This is a genomic window from Amycolatopsis sp. NPDC101161 (assembly GCF_044768185.1).
GTDB lineage: Bacteria > Actinomycetota > Actinomycetes > Mycobacteriales > Pseudonocardiaceae > Amycolatopsis.
The window spans coordinates 2,134,965-2,152,280 of the sequence record NZ_JBIWPI010000002.1 but is presented as its reverse complement, the minus strand read 5'-3'; the positions used below and the strand labels follow the sequence as shown (position 1 = coordinate 2,152,280).

Annotated in this window: 14 protein-coding genes; 4 read left to right on the top strand and 10 right to left on the bottom strand. The window is 72.4% G+C overall.

Annotated elements, in window-relative coordinates:
- Positions 1 to 21 precede the first annotated feature (21 nt).
- The 7 genes from ACIRSS_RS21610 to murJ all read right to left on the bottom strand — a co-directional run bounded on the left by ACIRSS_RS21610 (position 22) and on the right by murJ (position 7,713).
- Positions 22 to 1,170 carry an N-acetylmuramoyl-L-alanine amidase gene (locus ACIRSS_RS21610; protein WP_400866069.1) on the bottom strand — a complete coding sequence of 383 codons (1,149 nt, stop codon included), beginning with the start codon at positions 1,168 to 1,170 and terminating at the stop codon, positions 22 to 24.
- Positions 1,171 to 1,445: 275 nt separating this feature from the next.
- Entirely contained in the window at positions 1,446 to 1,769 is a 324-nt protein-coding gene (gene trxA / locus ACIRSS_RS21605) for a thioredoxin (protein ID WP_378191855.1), read from the bottom strand.
- Between the two features lie 35 nt (positions 1,770 to 1,804).
- Positions 1,805 to 2,797, bottom strand: a complete 993-nt coding sequence (gene trxB, locus ACIRSS_RS21600) for a thioredoxin-disulfide reductase (protein WP_400897339.1) — start codon at positions 2,795 to 2,797, stop codon at positions 1,805 to 1,807.
- Positions 2,798 to 2,874: 77 nt separating this feature from the next.
- Entirely contained in the window at positions 2,875 to 3,669 is a 795-nt protein-coding gene (locus ACIRSS_RS21595; protein WP_400897337.1) for a hypothetical protein, read from the bottom strand.
- Positions 3,666 to 4,289 (bottom strand): RNA polymerase sigma factor SigM, encoded by a 624-nt coding sequence (gene sigM, locus ACIRSS_RS21590; RefSeq protein WP_400897335.1) that lies wholly within the window; start codon positions 4,287 to 4,289, stop codon positions 3,666 to 3,668. The genes ACIRSS_RS21595 and sigM overlap by 4 nt, the downstream gene beginning before the upstream one ends.
- A 31-nt stretch (positions 4,290 to 4,320) precedes the next feature.
- On the bottom strand, positions 4,321 to 5,910 hold the full coding sequence (locus tag ACIRSS_RS21585; protein ID WP_400897333.1) for a hypothetical protein: 1,590 nt from the start codon (positions 5,908 to 5,910) through the stop codon (positions 4,321 to 4,323).
- An 81-nt stretch (positions 5,911 to 5,991) separates the two neighbouring features.
- Positions 5,992 to 7,713, bottom strand: a complete 1,722-nt coding sequence (gene murJ, locus ACIRSS_RS21580) for a murein biosynthesis integral membrane protein MurJ (RefSeq protein ID WP_400897607.1) — start codon at positions 7,711 to 7,713, stop codon at positions 5,992 to 5,994.
- Positions 7,714 to 8,121: 408 nt separating this feature from the next.
- On the opposite strand from murJ, the gene ACIRSS_RS21575 reads away from it, so the two are divergent.
- Entirely contained in the window at positions 8,122 to 8,733 is a 612-nt protein-coding gene (locus ACIRSS_RS21575; RefSeq protein ID WP_400897331.1) for a hypothetical protein, read from the top strand.
- Positions 8,734 to 8,856: 123 nt separating this feature from the next.
- Here the strand turns inward: ACIRSS_RS21575 and ACIRSS_RS21570 are convergent, their stop codons facing one another.
- A complete protein-coding gene (locus ACIRSS_RS21570) occupies positions 8,857 to 11,013 on the bottom strand; it encodes a DUF6049 family protein (protein ID WP_400897329.1) in 2,157 nt (718 codons plus the stop codon).
- A complete protein-coding gene (locus ACIRSS_RS21565) occupies positions 11,010 to 11,564 on the bottom strand; it encodes an NUDIX hydrolase (protein ID WP_196425812.1) in 555 nt (184 codons plus the stop codon). Before ACIRSS_RS21565 ends, ACIRSS_RS21570 begins: the two co-directional genes overlap by 4 nt.
- Before the next feature lie 99 nt (positions 11,565 to 11,663).
- On the opposite strand from ACIRSS_RS21565, the gene ACIRSS_RS21560 reads away from it, so the two are divergent.
- The 3 genes from ACIRSS_RS21560 to ACIRSS_RS21550 all read left to right on the top strand — a co-directional run bounded on the left by ACIRSS_RS21560 (position 11,664) and on the right by ACIRSS_RS21550 (position 15,401).
- Entirely contained in the window at positions 11,664 to 13,106 is a 1,443-nt protein-coding gene (locus tag ACIRSS_RS21560; RefSeq protein WP_400897327.1) for a CCA tRNA nucleotidyltransferase, read from the top strand.
- A 102-nt stretch (positions 13,107 to 13,208) separates the two neighbouring features.
- Positions 13,209 to 14,546: a sensor histidine kinase gene (locus ACIRSS_RS21555; RefSeq protein ID WP_400897325.1), complete on the top strand. Its 1,338-nt coding sequence runs from the start codon at positions 13,209 to 13,211 to the stop codon at positions 14,544 to 14,546.
- A gap of 12 nt (positions 14,547 to 14,558) precedes the next feature.
- The gene (locus ACIRSS_RS21550; RefSeq protein WP_400897323.1) at positions 14,559 to 15,401 is read left to right on the top strand and encodes a class I SAM-dependent methyltransferase; all 843 of its coding nucleotides are present in this window, start codon (positions 14,559 to 14,561) and stop codon (positions 15,399 to 15,401) included.
- Here the strand turns inward: ACIRSS_RS21550 and ACIRSS_RS21545 are convergent.
- Complete coding sequence (locus tag ACIRSS_RS21545; RefSeq protein WP_400897321.1) at positions 15,388 to 17,295, bottom strand: TNT domain-containing protein; 1,908 nt, start codon at positions 17,293 to 17,295, stop codon at positions 15,388 to 15,390. The two genes, ACIRSS_RS21550 and ACIRSS_RS21545, sit on opposite strands and share 14 nt — an antisense overlap.
- Between the last annotated feature and the right edge of the window lie 21 nt (positions 17,296 to 17,316).

Below are 17,316 nucleotides of genomic sequence, written 5' to 3'. Positions count from 1 at the left end.
CGCTAGGGGTTGTGGTCAGCCCTATTCGGCTTTGGCCAGCTCGTGCGCCAGGACGTCGGCGAACGTGAACGTTCCCGTCGGCTGGTCGCCTTCGCCGAGCAAGTACAGGCGCTTGACGGCGATCAGGATGCCCTCCGCGACGATGTCGCGGAACGCCGGGTCGCCGAGCTTGCGGGCGTCGTCCGGGTTCGTCAGGTAGCCGATTTCGATCCGGACCGCCGGGCAGCGGGTGCGGGTGAAGATGTCCCACGACTTGTAGTGCGTGCGGTTGTCCTGCAGGCCCGTGCGGGCCGCGACCTCGCGCTGGATGAAGCCGGCCAGCAGCTCGCCCACCGTGGACGTCGTGCCGTTGCCGTTGCCGAAGTGGAAGCTCGCGACACCCTGCGCGCGCGGCGACGGGTTCTTGTCGCTGTGCAGCGAGAGGAACAGGTCCGCGCCCGCGTCGTTGGCGAACTTGGCGCGCTCCAGCTCGGTCGGGCTGTGGTTCGGGCCGCGGGAGATCAGCGCCTCCATGCCCGTGGCCTTCATCCGGCCTTCGAGGCGGCGCGCGAGGTCCCAGGCGATGTCGGCTTCGCGCAGGCCGCCGGCGACCACGCCGAGGTCGTCGCCGCCGTGGCCCGGGTCGATCACGATGCGCTTGCCGCGCAGGCGCGGACCGGCCTGGCGCACCTGCTCCTGCTCGCGCAGGAACACGGGGCGCCCGCCCCTGGCCCGCGGCGAGGACAGGCGGTGCAGCTCGCGGATGGTCGCCGGGCCGCACATGCCGTCCGGCGTCAGGCGCATGTCGCGCTGGAACGTCTTGAGCGCGCGCTCGGTCGCCGGGCCGAAGTAGCCGTCGGGGCGGCCGGCGTCGAAGCCCAGCTCGGTCAGCCGCTCCTGGAGCGTGAAGACGTCGTCGCCGTGCACCGGGGACGCGATCATGTACGACAGCGGGCGGCTGCCCAGGTGGTAGCTGGCGCCCTTGAGCGCCTGGAAGGTCGCCGGACCCACGATGCCGTCGGTCATCAGCCCACGGCGCTGCTGGAAGGCACGGACGGCGTGCTCGACGGCGACGTCGAACGTGCCGTAGTCGTCGGTACCGGTGACCGGCGGGAGCAGGTCCATCCCGGCCAGGATGGACCTGATCTCGGCGACGTCCGGACCGGCGTCACCGCGGCGGAGTACCCGCATGCACTCCTCGCTCTTTCCTAGGGCACCGACTCGGGGGCTCGGTGCGTGGCAAGAAAACCTTCGCTGGGACGGGCCCAGGTCCTCTATTGTGCCTTGCCAACTCTCGGTGACAGCGCAGGCCCGGTAGGTGCGTCAAGGGCCCGATCGTGGAGTACCCCCGGTGGCCCTCGTCACGCTCGATTCACCCACACCGGTGGGATTACCCCGAACGGCGAAGGACCCGAGGTCCGCGAGAGGGTTCTCGCAGGCCCCGGGTCCGCCGGGAGTGTTCGGGCTCAGAGGACGTCGGCGAGGTCCGACAGCAGCGCGGCCTTCGGCTTGGCGCCGACGATCTGCTTCACCGGCTTGCCACCCTGGAACAGGATCAGCGTCGGGATCGACATCACCTGGTAGTCACGCGGCGTGTTCGGGTTCTCGTCGATGTCGATCTTGGCGACGGTCAGCTTCTCGCCGTTCTCGGCCGCGATCTCCTCGAGCACCGGGGCGACCATCTTGCACGGGCCGCACCAGGTGGCCCAGAAGTCGACCAGCACGGGCTTCTCGCTGGTCAGGACCTCGTCGACGAACGTCGCGTCGGTCACCTTGACGGTGTTGGCCATGGTTTCTCCTCCAAAGGTGGTTGAACGCCGGAAAGTCAGTTGGTGCCCGCGCCGTAGCCGCCGCCGACGAGCTCGGGCGCCTCGTGCGCGTCCGCTTCGCCGTGCTCCGCCAGCCATCGTTCCGCGTCGATCGCGGCACTGCACCCGGAGCCGGCGGCGGTGATCGCCTGCCGGTAGGTGCGGTCCACCAGGTCGCCGGCCGCGAACACGCCGTCGAGGTTGGTGTAGGACGTCCGGCCCTGGGTGACGACGTAGCCGTCCTCGTCCAGCTCGACCTGCCCGCGCACGAGCTCGCTGCGGGGGTCGTGGCCGATCGCGACGAAGAAGCCCGACACGTCCAGCGTCGACTCCGAGCCGTCCTTGGTGTCCTTGAGCTTCAGGCCTTCGACCTTGCCGTCGCCGACCACGCCGGTGATCTGCGAGTTCAGCTTCCACTTGATCTTCTCGTTCGCGCGGGCGCGCTCGAGCATGATCTTGGACGCGCGGAACTCGTCGCGCCGGTGGACGACCGTGACGGACTTCGCGAACTTCGTCAGGAAGGTCGCCTCCTCCATCGCGGAGTCGCCACCACCGGCGACCACGATGTCGTGGTCGCGGAAGAAGAAGCCGTCACAGGTCGCACAGGCCGAGACACCGCGGCCGAGCAGCTCCTGCTCACCCGGCACGTTGAGGTACCGCGCCGCCGCGCCCATGGCGAGGATGACCGCCCGGGCGGCGTAGCGCTTGCCGTTCGCGACGACGTACTTGACGTCCCCGGTCAGCTCCAGCGACTCGACGTCTTCCGCGCGCAGCTCGGCGCCGAAGCGCTCGGCCTGCTTGCGCATCTCCTCCATCAGGTCCGGACCCATGATGCCGTCGCGGAACCCGGGGAAGTTCTCGACCTCGGTCGTCGTCATCAGCGCGCCGCCGAACTGCGTGCCCTCGAACACCAGCGGTTCCAGCTGGGCTCGTGCCGCGTAAACGGCAGCGGTGTATCCGGCAGGACCCGACCCGACGACGATCAGGTTCCTGATTTCTTCGGCAGCCACCCGTGACCTCCGCTCGTAGTGACCTGTACCAGGCTCAACACGATCGTAGGTGGCGGTGTTCCCGGCGGTGACAGCCGCTACTTCTCCCCGACTACCTTGTCGAACAGCACCGCCGGGTTGCCGGGTCCGCAGTCCGCGCCGAACGCCACGAGCCGGAACTGCGCGAGCTTGCCGGTGGTCAGGATGATCATGACCCCGGCCTTGCCGCCGACGTTCACCGGGCGGATGCCCTCCGGTCGCACCTTCGGGTCGAGCCCGGCGGCCGCGATGCACGCGTCCAGCCGGTCTTCGTTCTGCAGCGGGCCGAAGTCGCGGACGCCGACCGCCTTGCCGACCAGGGCCTGCGCGCCGCTGCCGTCACTGCCGACCGACGGGCCCGTGGGGGCCGGGGCCGCGACGTTCGGGGTGCCGCTCTGCTGCGACGTCGAGGGCAGCGCGACGGTCACGGCGACGACCGCCGCCGCGGCCGCGGTCAGGACGCCGGCGGCCCAGCCGAGCCGCTTGTTCCGCCGCCTCCGCGCCGCCGCGAGGTCGACCACCTGGGCACCCTGCGGTGCCGGAGCTGCCGGCCGGGCACTGGGCTGGGTCTTTTCGGGAAAGCGGGCCGCTGCTTCGGCGGCCAGCGCCGCGTCCAGCCGGGCCGCGAACTCGGCGGGCATCGGCGGGGCGGGCGCGTCGGCGAGCGAGGCCAGGTCGGCCTGCGTCGCGTCGAGGGCGGCCAGGATCTCCCGCGCCTCCGGGTCGGCGGTCACCAACGGCCACAGCGCGGCCGCGCGATCGTCGTCCAGGACACCGGCGTGGAGATCGGCGAGCACGTCGACAGACCAGGGCGGACCGACGGTCCCCCCGATCCCCCGGCTTTCGTCCGTCATCGTCCCTCCCCGCTACCCGGCTGGCGCCCGGCCCGTTTGCTTTCGTGAGTTGGGACGTTCGCAATCGCATCGGGGTTCCGCAGGTGTCCGAGAACCTTCGCGAGTTTTCCGCGGCCCCGCGCGCACCGGCTCTTCACGGTGCCTTCGGCGATACCCAGCATCTTCGCCGTCTCCGCGACGGAGTAGCCCTCGACGTCGACGAGCACGATCGGCGCGCGCTGCTCCTCCGGCAGCTGGTCGAGGGCTTGGCGCACGAGCAGGCTCGTCTCGCGTTCGGCCATCGAGTCGCGCGGGGTGGCCGGCTCGTTGAAGCCGGTTTCCGGCAGTGGGACGGTCGGGCGGGCCTGGCGGCGGCGGATCCGGTCGAGGCAGGCGTTCACCACGATCCGGTGCAGCCACGTCGTGACCTGCGACTCCGCGCGGAACTTGTCGGCGGCCCGGAACGCCGAGATGAACGCGTCCTGCAGCGCGTCGGCGGCCTCTTCCGGGTCGCGGACCGTGCGCAGCGCGACCGCCCACATGCGGTCGCGATGTCGCTGGACGAGTTCGCTGAACGCATGGGGGTCCCCCGCGGCGTGAGCCGCTATCAGATCCGCATCCGTGGGAGCTGCAGCTGTCACCCGGCAGAGCCTACTGACCCTGTCGGGTGCGTCACCCCGCAGGCAGGAAGGTCAGGTCACCGATCTGGGTCAGGTACTGGCCGCTGTCGCCGCCCAGCTGGGTGATCCAGATGATGAAGAACTTGCTCTGGGTCGGCTGCGCCAGCGGGATCGTCGTGTCGCCGTCCTGCAGGTCGCCGTTGCCGACAACCTTCGTGTCGGCCAGGTCGGGGTTCTTCTCGGTCGCCGACCGGATCTCGACCTTGGTGCCCGCGGTACCGCCGCTGACCTTCACCTGGCTGAGGTTGATCGCATCCGGGAACGTCACGACCAGCCCGACACCCGGCTTGATGGTGGGGAACTGCTGCTTGTACTGCTCGGTCTTCCACACCGTGCCGGGGTCGCCGTCGATCGCGTTCTTCGCGCGTCCGGGGTTGTCGCCCTTGCCCTCGGGGTTGTAGACGGCAGCGTTCTGCGCCGCCACCGGCGCTCCCAGGGTGGGCGACGGCGGCGGGGCGGGCGCCGACGACGCCGGTGGCTGCCCGGCGGGCTGGCTCGACGCCGGCGGCGCGGCGACGTTGATCGTCGGCCCGCTCACCTTCGACTCACCCTGGAAGACGTTGATCAGCATCAGCCCGCCCCAGGCGAGGATGACGACCGTCGCGACCACCAGCACGGTGACGCCGAGCGCGAGCTTGCGCCGCCGGGCGACGTCCTTGATCGGCTTCTTCGTGGTCCAGACGGTGCCTTCGCCCTCGGCCGGGTCGCCGCCGACGGCCTTGATCAGCTGGGTCCGCTCTTCTTCCTCGGCCACCTGGTCGAGCATGCGGAGGATGGCCGCGCTGGTGCGGATGCCGCCGTTGCCGCCGTCCTCGATCGTGCGGACGGCCAGCGACGACAGGTCGGCCGGGACCGTCGGCACCAGCTGGCGCGGCGGGACGATCCGCCCCTGCGGCGACAGCGGGGCCGGCTGGATCGCGGGCGGGCCGCCGGGCAGCGCCCAGCGGCCGGTCAGCAGCAGGTACAGGACCGCGCCGAGCGCCTTGACGTCGTCGCGCAGCGTCGCCTCCGGCAGCGGGCCGGGGAACGCGAGCTTCAGCGCGCCGTTCGGCGTCAGCCGCAGCCGCTGGGGGTGGTCGAGCCCGAGGACGAGCCCGTTCTGGTGCGCTTGCTCGACGGCTTCGGCCAGCGCCTGCACCATCCGCGCGGCCGCGGCGGGGGCCACCGGCCGCTGCGCGACGAGGTCGACCAGGTCGCTGCCCTTGGTCCACTCCGCGACGACGACGCCGAGCAGGCCTTCGCTGGAGGTGATGCCGCTGCCGAGCGCGAGCACGTCGAGCACGCGGGCGACGCCGCCGTGACCGAACTTGGACGCGTGCGTGGCGCGTTCGAGGGTCCGCCGGGCCAGCCGGGCGGCTTCGGGGTCGGCCGGGTCACCGACCAGCAGGGTCAGCGCGACGTCCCGCTTCAGCTGCCCGTCCCGGGCGCGCCAGAGGTGCGCGTCGGCCCGCTCGTCCACGCCGAACTGCGCGAGGAGGCGGTAACGGCCGTCGCCGACCACACGCCCGGGGGCCAGCGATCCGACCTGGGCCTTGCCCACGTGGTTCGCACCCCCCGCCTGTTCGCTCCGCCTCGTGTCCACCCTCACTCGCTCCCGCTCGATCCCGTTGTCGAGGGTACCCAGAATACGACGCACGAGTCGTCGCCTTCCGTACCGGAATCGTTACCCCCGCTTGATCAACCGGGTGAACCTCGAAGTGGCCGGCTTCAGCTCCTCCACCTTCAGCGCCATCAGCACGCCGAACGAGACGACGATGCCCACGATGCCCTGCAAGAAGAGTTTGACCCAAGCACCCAGCCGGGGCCCGAACGAGTCCGGCACGATGTGGCCGGCCACCCAGGCCGCCCCGACGCCGAGCGCGCTGGCGACGACCGTGAAGAGGATCACGCCGATCACCCGCTTGCTCCGCAGGTTGCCCAGCGTCACCCAGAGCCAGACCTGGCCGAGGATCGCGCCGACCACGAACGTCAGCGCGTTGACCATCATGACGCCGAGCACGACGTTGTCCGGTGACAGCAGCACCGGGCACAGGTACAGCAGCGGCACCTTGACCAGCGTCATCACGATCATGATCAAGGTCGGCGTGCGGGCGTCCTTCATGGCGTAGAAGACGCGCATCTGGAGCATGACCAGCGCGTACGGCAGCAGCGCGAACGCCGAGATCGCGAGGGCGTCGCCGAGGCGCTCGGCGGTGTCGACCGTGCCCTTGCCGAAGGTGAACAGCGCGATGCCGATCGAGCCGCCGACCACGGTCATCACCGCGGAGATCGGGACGAGCATCACCGTCGACATCCGGGACGCGTAGGAGAGGTCGCCGATCAGCTTCTTGTGGTCGCCGTCGGCGGCCGCGCGGCTCATCCGCGGCATGATCGCGGTCAGCAGCGAGACGCCGATGACGCCGTACGGCAGCTGGAAGAGCAGCCAGGCGTTGCTGTAGGCCGTCACACCACCGGGTGAACCGCTGGTCAGCACGCGCGTGTTGATCGTGTACCCGATCTGGCTGACGGCGACGTAGCCGAGGATCCAGAGCGCGAGGCCGCCGAACTCCTTCATCTGCTTGTCGATGCCCCAGCGCCACTTGAACCGGAAGCCGGACCGCAGCAGCGGCGGCACCAGCAGCAGGGCCTGGGCGACGATGCCGCCGGTGACGCCGATGCCGAGCGTCAGCACCTTCGGGTCGGTGATCGACGGGTGCGCGGTGTCGATGTCGCCCGGCATGATCCAGACGACCAGGATCGTGAAGATGACCACCAGGTTGTTGATCACCGGTGCCCAGGCCGTCGGTCCGAAGATCTGCTTGGCGTTCAGGACGGCCGAGAGCAGCGCGAACACGCCGTAGAAGAAGATCTCCGGCAGCAGGAGGTAGGCGAACGCCGTGGTCAGGCCGGAGCTGGCCTTGCCGGAGCCGTCGACGTAGAGGCCGGTGAACGCCGGCGCCGCGAGCACCGCGACGACCGTGCCGACCAGCAGCAGCGAGAAGGCCACCGTGATCAGCCGCTGGGTGTAGGCCGCGCCGCCGTCGGGATCGTCCTGCGAGCGGACGAGCAGCGGCACCACCACGCTCGCGAGCACGCCACCCATCAGCAGCTCGAAGATGATGTTCGGCATCGTGTTGGCGACGTTGAACGAGTCGTTCGCGATGCCCTGGCCGATCGCGCCGACCAGCAGCAGCTTCCACAGGAAGCCGGTGATCCGGCTGATCAGCGACGCGATCGCCATCCGGCCGGACGCCTTCGCCAGCGACGGCGCCTTGGCCGGCGCTTCGACCTCTTCGCCCGGCCTGGGCTTGACCAGCGGGCCCTTGAGCGCCGGCATGACCTGGGTGGCCAGCGCGTCGTACGGGCGCATGACGTCCGGGTCGGCGACCGGCCAGCGCGAGTTCATCGGGACGCCGGCGGTGCGCGGGATGAACCGCGTCGCCTCCGGGTCGGGCGGGCGCTGGGCCTCCTCCTGCCACGGCCGGACCGGCGCGGGACGCCGGGAGCCGCGGCCGCGCGGGGGCACGGGGATGCCGGGCGGCGGCGTGCCGGGGGCCGGGCTGCCCGGGGGCGGGGTCACCGGCGGGGCGGGCTGCGGCAGCCGTCCTTGGGCCGACGGCGGCCCCTGCGGCGGCGGGGGCCCCGGCGGGTTCGGCAGGGGCGGGACCGGCTGGACGCGAGTGGGTGCCGGGCCGCCGGCCGCCCGAGGTGGCTGGCCGCCGCGGGGCGGGTTGCCGGGCGGCGGCTGCTGCGGAGGGGCACCCGGGGGCGGGACCCGCCGGGGCGGGCGCGGCTCGCGGGGTGGCGCTTCGTCATGGGTGGGCCAGGCGTCGCGCGGGGGCGCGCCGTCGCGGGCGGGCCGCTGCTCGCGGAGCACCCCGTCGTCCCGGATGGGACGGCCGTCGCGGGGAGGCGCGTCGTCCCGGACGGGGCGGCCATCGCGAGGCGGGCCGTCGTCGCGGACGGGACGGCCGTCGCGGGGAGGCACGTCGTCCCGGACGGGACGCCCGTCGCGAGGCGGGCCGTCGTCCCGGATGGGACGGCCGTCGCGGGGAGGCGCGTCGTCGCGGACGGGACGGCCGTCGCGAGGCGGGCCATCGGGGCGGCCGTCGCGCGGGGGCGCGTCGTCCCGGGCCGGACGCCGCGGTGGAGCGGCGTCTTCACGAGCCGGGCGTCGGGGCGGTGCTTCGTCGCGGGCCGGGCGGGGTGGGCCGTCCTCGCGGGGCGGGCGGCGGTCACGGACCGTCGCGTCGTCCGGCGGCGGGGGCACCGGGCGCGGCTGACCGTTGCGGGGCGGCTGCCTGCGGCCGCGCTCCGGCGGTGGCGGAGGCGGCTGCTGGCGGCGGACCGGGCGCGGGGGGCCGTCACCCCGTTGCGGGGGCTGAGCGCCTTCGCGCCGAGGACGACTCGCACGCTCGGGTGGTAAGCCCGGCTCTCTCTCCAACGCGTGCCCAATCCTCGGTGCTCGTCCGGTGCCCGCGGCCCGGTGCCGCGCATGTGCGGACCAAGGGTAATCGGGAACCGCCCGGAACACTCGAAGGCCGAGGCATCAGTCCACGACGTCGCGACCCGCCCGGGCGTCCTTCACCCGCCGGTAGATGCGCCGCGAGGCGAGCAGAAGCAGGGCCACACCTGCGGTGACGGTCGCGATGATGGTGATCGCGCCGTACTCCGTGGACGTCAGTTCGAAGCGCGCGGATGACCCGAGCGGGGTACCGGTCGGCGTGCTCAACGACACATCGACGCTGAACCGGCCGGCCCGCAGCGCCTCCACCGGGAGGAAGTAGTTCCGGCCGCCGCCCGCCGGGAAGGACCGCTCCTTCGTGTCGTCCGCGCGCAGGCCGATGTTGTTGTTCAGGGTGAACCGCGCGTTGATCCCGACCGGCAGGTCGTTCACGACGTACACCGGGAGCGGCGAGTTGCCGGACGCGAGCGCGATCGTCTGCCGCGGCTGCTGGACGCTCACCCGGTCGCTGATGGCCGCGATCTCGGCCTGCGCGTTCGCGGTCGCCGCGTCGGCGGGCAGGCCCCGCCAGGCGGTGGAGGCGCCGCGCAGCTCGGCCAGCCGGACCGGTGCGACGACGTCGTCCGGTTTCACCCGTTTGGTGGGGTCCAGCTGCATCGCCGACGCCATCCCGGTGGCCTGCTCGTCGAGCTTCGACAGCGTCGAGACGAGCGCCGGGTCGGGGACCGAGCCGGGGTTCTGGCCGCCGTCGCCGACCGCGCCGGTGGTCTTCGGATCGGCGTCCAGCAGCGACGGGAGCGAAGAGGCCGTGACGACGCCGGCGTTGAGGAAGTCGCCGACCTGCTGCAGGTACGCCGTGAGCTCGGCGGCCGGGGCGTCCCACCGCCGCGGCGGGGCGACCAGCAGGTGGTCCGGGCGCTCCTGGCCGGCCGGGAGGCCGAGGCCCGCGCGGAAGGCCAGCGCGCCGAGCCCGTTCTGGCTCGAGATCGCGCGCTCGGTGCTCGCGGCCACGGTGACCGAGTCGGGCACGCTGGGCACGCCGGACATCGCCGCGGAGATCAGCGAGTCGGTCGGCTGGGCCCGCACGGCGCCGCCCTGCACGGTGACGCCGCCGCCGGCACCGGCCGGGGCCAGCTTCGCCGCGTCGGTCAGCACGGTCTTGACGCCGGCCTGGGTCAGCGCGGTGAGCACGGCCTCGTTGAGCGTGCCGTCCGGCCAGAGCACGCCGGTCTGCGGGGTGACGCCCGTCAGCTGCTGGATGGCCGCCGCCGACGCGGCCGCCTGCGCGACCAGGATCGGATCGCCGGGGCGGATCCGGGAAAGGGTGTTCAGGTCGGCGTCGGCGTAGGGCAGCGCCACCACGCAGCGGCCGGTCAGCAGGGTGCGCAGGGAGGCGAGCCACGTCTTCGCGGTCTGCGCGCCCTTGCCGTCGACGTTCCCGGCGTCGGTGTGGACCTGGTAGCCGCGGCTCATCAGGTCGACCGTCGTCAGCAGGTCCGGGTCGAGCGCGAAGCACATCGAATTGGCGAGGCGCGTGTCGCTGTGCCCGACCGTCGACGCGGCGGTGACCAGCGCGTTCAGCCGGCCGTCGGGGCCGATCTCGTCGGCCAGCCGGTCGTCGCGGAGCACCAGCGGCTGGCCGTACGCCGCCGTGTAGACCTGCGGGACGGTGCTGGTCAGCGGCCAGAGCAGGGTCATGCTCGGCGCGCCCGCCGACGAGTGGCCCGCCGACTTGCCCGGCCGGGCCAGCACCGGCATCAGCATGCTGACCGCGCCCAGCCGGGCCGGGCCGCCGAACTCCGGGGTGCCGTTGACGTTCACCAGCAGCGGGTAGACGCCGGGGCTGCCGAACTGCGCGGCCTTCGTACCGGTCAGGTTCACCGTGATGTTCAGCGGCGCGCTCTGCCCCGGCTCCAGGACGTCCGCGACGGAGGTGAACTCGGTCAGCGGGGTGTCCTTGATGACGGCGCCGGCCAGGACGTCGTTGATCCCGCGCGAGGTCGTCTGCCGCTCGCCGACCTGCAGCCGGACCTGCGGCCGGGTGACCTTGCGGTCGCCGGTGTTGGTCACCGTGCCGGCGACGGTCAGCGTCGTCGACGAGCTCGTGATCACGCGCGGGTTCAGCTGGGTCAGGTCGACGCGCAGGCGCGCGCCTTCCTCCGCCTGGGCCACCGTGGCTCCGGTGAGAGCGGGAACGGCCAGGAAGAGGACGGAAAGGAAGGCTGCGGCGAACCGCTTCACTCGGGGGCTCCCTCAGGGGCGTGCTCGTCTCGTCCGTGGACGTCCGGGCGCGCGAAAAGTTCCTTGAGCATCTGGCTGGCCTTCCGGACGAGCTTGCGTTCGTCGGAGTAGGCGAGTTTGGTCTCGAGCTCGGCCAGCGGGACCCAGGCCACCTCGGTGACCTCGACGTCCTCGTCGGACAGCTCGCCGCCGAGCGCTTCGAGCAGGAAGTGGTGGACGGTCTTGTGGATGCGCCGCCGCTCCGCCACGAACCAGTAGTCGATGGTGCCGAGTGGCCGCAGCACGCGCGCGGAGATGCCGGTTTCCTCCTTGACCTCGCGCACGGCCGTCTGTTCCACCGTTTCACCGTCCTCGATGTGGCCCTTGGGCAGCGACCACAGCAGTCTGCCGTGCCGGTCGAGCCGGCCGATCAGCACCGCCTGTTCGCGCTCGGCGTCCACCACGAGACCGCCGGCCGACGTCTCGTCGACCGTGGTCAGGCGCCTGCCGCGCTGACGCCTGCGCCGCCTCCGCGGCTTCGAGGCGCCGGGGCGGCCGGCTGATCCAGACATGCTGCGATGCTAGAGCAAACGGTTGCCCCGGTAGGCTGGCTCTCCGTGTCCTGTCCGGTGGTGCCTGTAGTAATCGCACCCGAACCCAGTGGGATTTTCGTGAACGACGTGGTCGCCAAGGAGAACGCGGTGGTGGAGCTGATGCGGCTCTCCCCCCTGGCGGACGAGCTGGCCGAAAGGTTCGCCCGGGCCGGGCACCGCCTGTACCTCGTCGGCGGGAGCGTGCGCGACGCGCTCCTCGGCCGGCGCTCCGGTGACCTCGACTTCACGACGGACGCGCGGCCGGACCGGGTGCTGAAGATCGTCAGCGACTGGGGCGACGCGGTCTGGGACGTCGGGATCGCGTTCGGCACGGTCGGCGTGACCAAGAAGGGCATGCAGCTCGAGATCACGACGTTCCGCGCGGACAGCTACGACCGCGTCGGCCGCAACCCCGAGGTCACCTTCGGCGACAGCATCGAGGGCGACCTGCTCCGGCGCGACTTCACGGTCAACGCGATGGCCGTCGAGCTGGCGTCCAAGACGTTCATCGACCCGCACGACGGGCTGAGCGCGCTGCGGGAGAAGGTGCTCGACACGCCGGCGACGCCGCAGGAGTCGTTCGCCGACGACCCGCTGCGCATGCTGCGGGCCGCCCGGTTCGCCGCCCAGCTCGGCTTCACCGCCGCGCCGCGGGTGGTCGACGCGATGACGTCGATGGCGGGCGAGATCGACCGGATCACCGCCGAGCGCGTCCAGGCCGAGCTGTCGAAGCTGCTGCTCGCGGACGACCCGCGGCCGGGGCTGGAGCTGCTCGTGGACACCGGGCTGGCCGACCGGGTGCTGCCCGAGGTGCCCGGGATGCGGCTGGCGATCGACGAGCACCACCAGCACAAGGACGTCTACCAGCACTCGCTGACCGTGCTCGCCCAGGCGATCGAGCTGGAGAAGACGCACGAGCCGACGTCGGAGCCCGACCTGATCCTGCGGCTCGCGGCGCTGCTGCACGACGCCGGGAAGCCGGCGACGCGGGAGTTCCAGCCCGGCGGCGGGGTGAGCTTCCACCACCACGAGGTGGTCGGGGCGCGGATGGCCCGCAAACGTTTGCGGGCGCTGAAGTTCTCCAAGGAGATCATCGACGACGTCTCCCAGCTCGTGTTCCTCCACCTGCGGTTCCACGGCTACGGCAAGGGCGAGTGGACGGACTCGGCGGTCCGCCGGTACGTCACCGACGCCGGTCCCCTGCTGACCCGGCTGCACAAGCTCGTCCGCGCCGACTGCACCACGCGCAACCGCCGCAAGGCGGCCGCGCTGCAGGCGACCTACGACGACCTCGAGGCCCGGATCGCCGCGCTCAAGGCCAAGGAGGACCTCGACCGCGTGCGGCCGGACCTCAACGGCGAGCAGATCATGGAGCTGCTGGGCATCAAGCCGGGGCCGGACGTCGGCAAGGCGTGGAAGTTCCTCAAGGAGCTGCGCCTGGACCGCGGGCCGCTGGAGCACGACGACGCCGTGGCGGAGCTGAAGAAGTGGGCGGCCGAGCAGGGAATCGGAAATTCCTGACCGGATTTCTGTCAATTCCGTGGATCGCTGGACCACACCCCCGCGGATCGGTGATACTCCCTAACCTCGGTTCACCGACGTGACCAGGGGGTTGTCCGCGCGATGTCCACCGAAGCGCCCGACCCGCCGAAGCCGGCGACCGGGGGCAGCTTCTTCGTGGCGCTCCTGCGGCAGGGCGCGCCCGCGATCGCGACGGCCACCAGCGAGCTCTCGGAAGAGATCGGCGACCCCACCCCGATCCACGCGCTGAAGCGGATCTCGAAGATCGGCGGCCCGATCGACCCGACCCGCCGGGACGGCCTGCTGCTGCGCGCCACCCGGTACGTCGTGCTCATCCCGCTCGCCTTCCGGCTGCTCGCCGTGCCCGGCCAGTTCGGCGTCTACGTCTTCCGCCACGGCGCGACCGGGCTGCTGCCGGTCGGGCTGTTCACCCTGCTCTCGGTCGCGGTGAACGTGATCGGCTTCCGCTGGATGTTCCGCTCGGCGCCCTACCGCGGCCGGGACGCGGGGAAGCTGCTGGCCGTCGACCTCGTCTTCACCGTGCTCTCGCCGCTGGTCCTCGCGCTGGCCGTGCCGCCCGAGGCGTACTTCGACGCGCTGGCGGTCAGCAGCCTCCACCTCTTCGGCGAAGCCGGGCTGCTGACGCTCGCCCTGGGCGTCCCCAGCGGGCTGGTGTTCGGGTTGCTCAGCTTCCCGCTGCGGATGCTGGCCAACTGGCTCAACAGCGGCCAGTTCCACGTCGGCGCCGCGTTGTCGACGTACTCCGCGCTGCTCGCCGAGCTGTTCCTGGCCACCGCCGCGCTGGTGCTGACCGGGCTCGGCACCCGGCTGGCGCTGGCCTACGGCACCCGCAACGGCCGGCTCGCCGAGCGTGCCCAGCAGCACCGGATGCTGCACGACACCGTGCTGCAGACCCTCGAAGCCATGGCGCTGTCCGACACGTCGAACGCCGAAGAGCGGCTGGTCGAGATCCAGCGGCTCGCCCGCGCCCAGGCGATGGAAATCCGGCACATGATCGAGACGGCGAAGTCGGAGCAGGCCGAGGCGGGCGCCCGGCCGCTGGGCGAGAAGCTCGCCGCGCTCGCCGCCGAGATGGCGCGGGACGGCCTGCGCGCCCAGCTCGTGGTGGCCGAACTGGACGACGACACGCTGTCGGAGGTCCGGCAGATCGCCATCCGCGACGCCGTGCGCGAGGCGATGCGGAACACGATGAAGCACTCCGGTACCGACCGGGTCGTGGTGCGCGTCGAGGAGCGCGACGGCGGCATCGCGGTGATCACCCGCGACCACGGCAGCGGCTTCAGCGCGGCCGACCACCCGGCCGGGTTCGGCATCAGCGAGTCGATCACCGCGCGGCTGGCGGAGGTCGGCGGGACCTCGCGCGTCGAGTCGGGACTCGCCGGTGGCGGCACTCGGGTGACGTTGTGGGTCCCGTTCTGATATCCCCGGACCATGACCTCGATCGAGCTGCTCGCCGACGCCCTCGCCGCCTACCGCTCCGGTGACCGCGACCGCGCCGCCGAACTCGCCCGCCGGGCCGGCTCCCCGCTGGCCGACGAGCTGCGGATCCACCTGGCCGGCGAAGGCGCGGCGGCGGTGTACGACCAGCCCGAAGCGTTCACGGCGTTCATCCGCGGCGGCGGCAACGTCGAGCTCTACCGGCGGCTGAGCGAGGAACTGGCCGCGCGTTACGACAGCGCCAAGCCGGAATCGCTGCTCGACCTGGGCTGCGGGGACGGCCTGGCGGTCGTGCCCGCGCTGGAACAGGCCACGCACGTGCCGAGCCGGATCGACCTGGTCGAGCCGTCGGCCGCGCTGCTCGACGGCGTCCGCGAGCGGGTGCCGGCGGCGACCTGCTGGCAGGCCACCGCGCAGGAGTTCCTGGCCCGTGACGACCTCGGCTGGGACTTCACGCAGTCGACGTTCGCCTTGCAGTCCATCGAGCCGGAGCAGCGCGCGGACGTCCTGCGGGCGCTGCAGCCGCGCACCGGGACGCTGGTGCTCGCCGAGTTCGACGTCCCCGAGTACGTCGAAGGGTCGATGGACCACCTTCGCTCGCTCGTCGAACGCTACGAGCGCGGCGTCGCCGAGTACGGCGCGGACGCGTCGCTGGTCGCGCAGGGGTTCCTGCTGCCCGTCCTGCTCGGGATCGTCGCCGGGCACGAGCGGACGAACTGGGAGCACCCGGCCGCGGTCTGGGCCGGGCAGCTGAGGACGGCGGGCTTCGCCGACGTCGACGTCGAGCCGCTCGCCGGCTACTGGTGGTCGCCCGCCGTCCTGATCACTGCCTGCTGAGCGCGCCCGTTTCGAGGTGCTGGGCGAGCGGCCGCGGCAGGAGGTAGGCGACCGCGCCGCCCGGCATCCCGCTCCACGGCGCCGCCACACCGGTCAGCACCCGCAGCGAGCGCTGGACGCGGTAGAGCCGCTTCTCGCGTTCGCGTTCGAACGCCAGCGCCGTCTCGACGAACCGCGAGCCGTCGGCGTGCACCAGGTTGCCGGTCTCGTTGCCGAACCGGACGACCGTCGTGCCCGGCGTGAGCACGATCAGGCGCTTGCCGCGATAGAAGTTCAACGGCGGTTCGCCGCGCATCGGCAGGATCGGCCAGTCGGCGGGCTGGTCGGACTCCTCCGCCGGCCGCGGCGGCTGCATCAGCAGCACGCCGAGCAGGAAGCGGGCCGCGTCGGCGAGCGAGCCGAACGCCACCGGCTCGTCGGCCGGCGGCCGCGAGACCTCCCAGCCGTTCTCCGCCCGCCGCAGCGTCCAGACGTCGTCGGCGGGGACCTCGTTGGCGCCGATCCGGTAGGCCGAGGACGGCACGCCGTGCTCGGCGAGCCGCTGCTGGAGCAGCTCCAGCGTCTCCGCGCCCTTCAGCGTCCGCACCTGCTCGCCGCGCGCGACGCGGGTGAGCGCGCGCTCGTCCGGCAGGTCGGCGGCCGTCTGCGGCGGCCGCGGCTGGCCGAGGACCTCCGCCTCCGCCGTCGCGCGGACGAGCTCGCCGACGAACGGCGGCCGGAAGCTCATCGCGCGAGCGTGCTCGACCAGCTCCGGCTCCGGCGGCACCCCGTACTTGCGCAGGTAGTGCGGCACGGCGGCGGGCCAGATCCAGGTGCCGTCGGTGTGGAAGGCGTTCGGCACGTCCGGCTTCGCGCCCGGCGCCCCGAAGATGTCCGGCAGCGGCGCCGGCCGGTGCAGCGCGACCGGCGCCCGGAACAGGTAGTCGAGCAGGCCGCGGACCTGGTCCGGCGGCACCGGCGGCCGGTTGACCACCGGCCGCTCGCCCTCGGCGTGCGAGTCGGCGGTCCGGGCCAGCCGGAACGTGACGTCCAGCGGCAGCCCGGCCTTCGCCGTCAGCCACGCCGGAACGTGCTTCGGCGACCGTGGGAACGTCGCCAGCTCCAGCTCGTAGGCCGCGGTCGACGGGCGGCCGCCGTCGTTGGGCGGCACCCGCCAGTCCGGCTCGCGGTCGGCGTCGAAGTCGAAGTCGAACTGCGACTCGGCGTCGAGCGTGAAGGTGCCCTGGAACCAGGTGCCCGTCTCGGGCTGGAACATCGCCGCACGCAGCCGCGCGAACAGCCCGCCGAGCTTCGGGGCCGCGGGCAGCGAGACCGACACCGGGCCGTCCTCGTCGCCGACCGCGCGGACCTCGATCTCGGAGTAGTCCCCGACCTGGCGGAACTGCGCGCCGACGCGGGCCCAGCCGCCCGGCACGGTGTGCAGCAGCGTCCGGCCGATGGCGCGCAGCAGCGCGTTCTGGTCGCCGGTGCCCGGCTGCGGCCGCGCCTCCGGCGTCTCGGTGAAGTCCTGCCGCGTCTGCCACAACGCGGTGACCTGCTTGGCCGGCACCGTGACCGAGAAGTCGGTCAGGCCCAGCTGCGCCGCGCGGGCGGCGTCGTCGCGGACCCAGCGCAGGGTCAGCTCCGGCCGCGCGCCCGGCGCGACCTCGAAGACCTCGTCGTCGTACGCGGCGAAGGTGCGCAGCGTGAACGTCGACGGCACCTCGCTCGCCGGGACGACCCTGGCCGGCCGGTCCTCGAACTCCTTGTCGAAGTCCTCCGGCGCCTCTTCGTCCGGCAGCACCGACAGCAGCACGGTGCCGTCGGTCGTCGAACGCTGCGCGCGGAACGTCCCCTCGCCCCACGTCGCGTACAGGCCGTCCGGGCGTTCAGCCACCTCTACCCGGTAACGCACGTTTCGTCCTCCCCTGACCCC

Bases quoted from the DNA above. Each gene is read 5' to 3' on its own strand.
- ACIRSS_RS21610 (WP_400866069.1), bottom strand. From the start codon at position 1,170: ATGCGGGTACTCCGCCGCGGTGACGCCGGTCCGGACGTCGCCGAGATC.
- trxA (WP_378191855.1), bottom strand. From the start codon at position 1,769: ATGGCCAACACCGTCAAGGTGACCGACGCGACGTTCGTCGACGAGGTC.
- ACIRSS_RS21595 (WP_400897337.1), bottom strand. From the start codon at position 3,669: ATGACGGACGAAAGCCGGGGGATCGGGGGGACCGTCGGTCCGCCCTGG.
- murJ (WP_400897607.1), bottom strand. From the start codon at position 7,713: ATGAACTCGCGCTGGCCGGTCGCCGACCCGGACGTCATGCGCCCGTAC.
- ACIRSS_RS21575 (WP_400897331.1), top strand. From the start codon at position 8,122: ATGGGTGGGCCAGGCGTCGCGCGGGGGCGCGCCGTCGCGGGCGGGCCG.
- ACIRSS_RS21565 (WP_196425812.1), bottom strand. From the start codon at position 11,564: ATGTCTGGATCAGCCGGCCGCCCCGGCGCCTCGAAGCCGCGGAGGCGG.
- ACIRSS_RS21555 (WP_400897325.1), top strand. From the start codon at position 13,209: ATGTCCACCGAAGCGCCCGACCCGCCGAAGCCGGCGACCGGGGGCAGC.
- ACIRSS_RS21550 (WP_400897323.1), top strand. From the start codon at position 14,559: ATGACCTCGATCGAGCTGCTCGCCGACGCCCTCGCCGCCTACCGCTCC.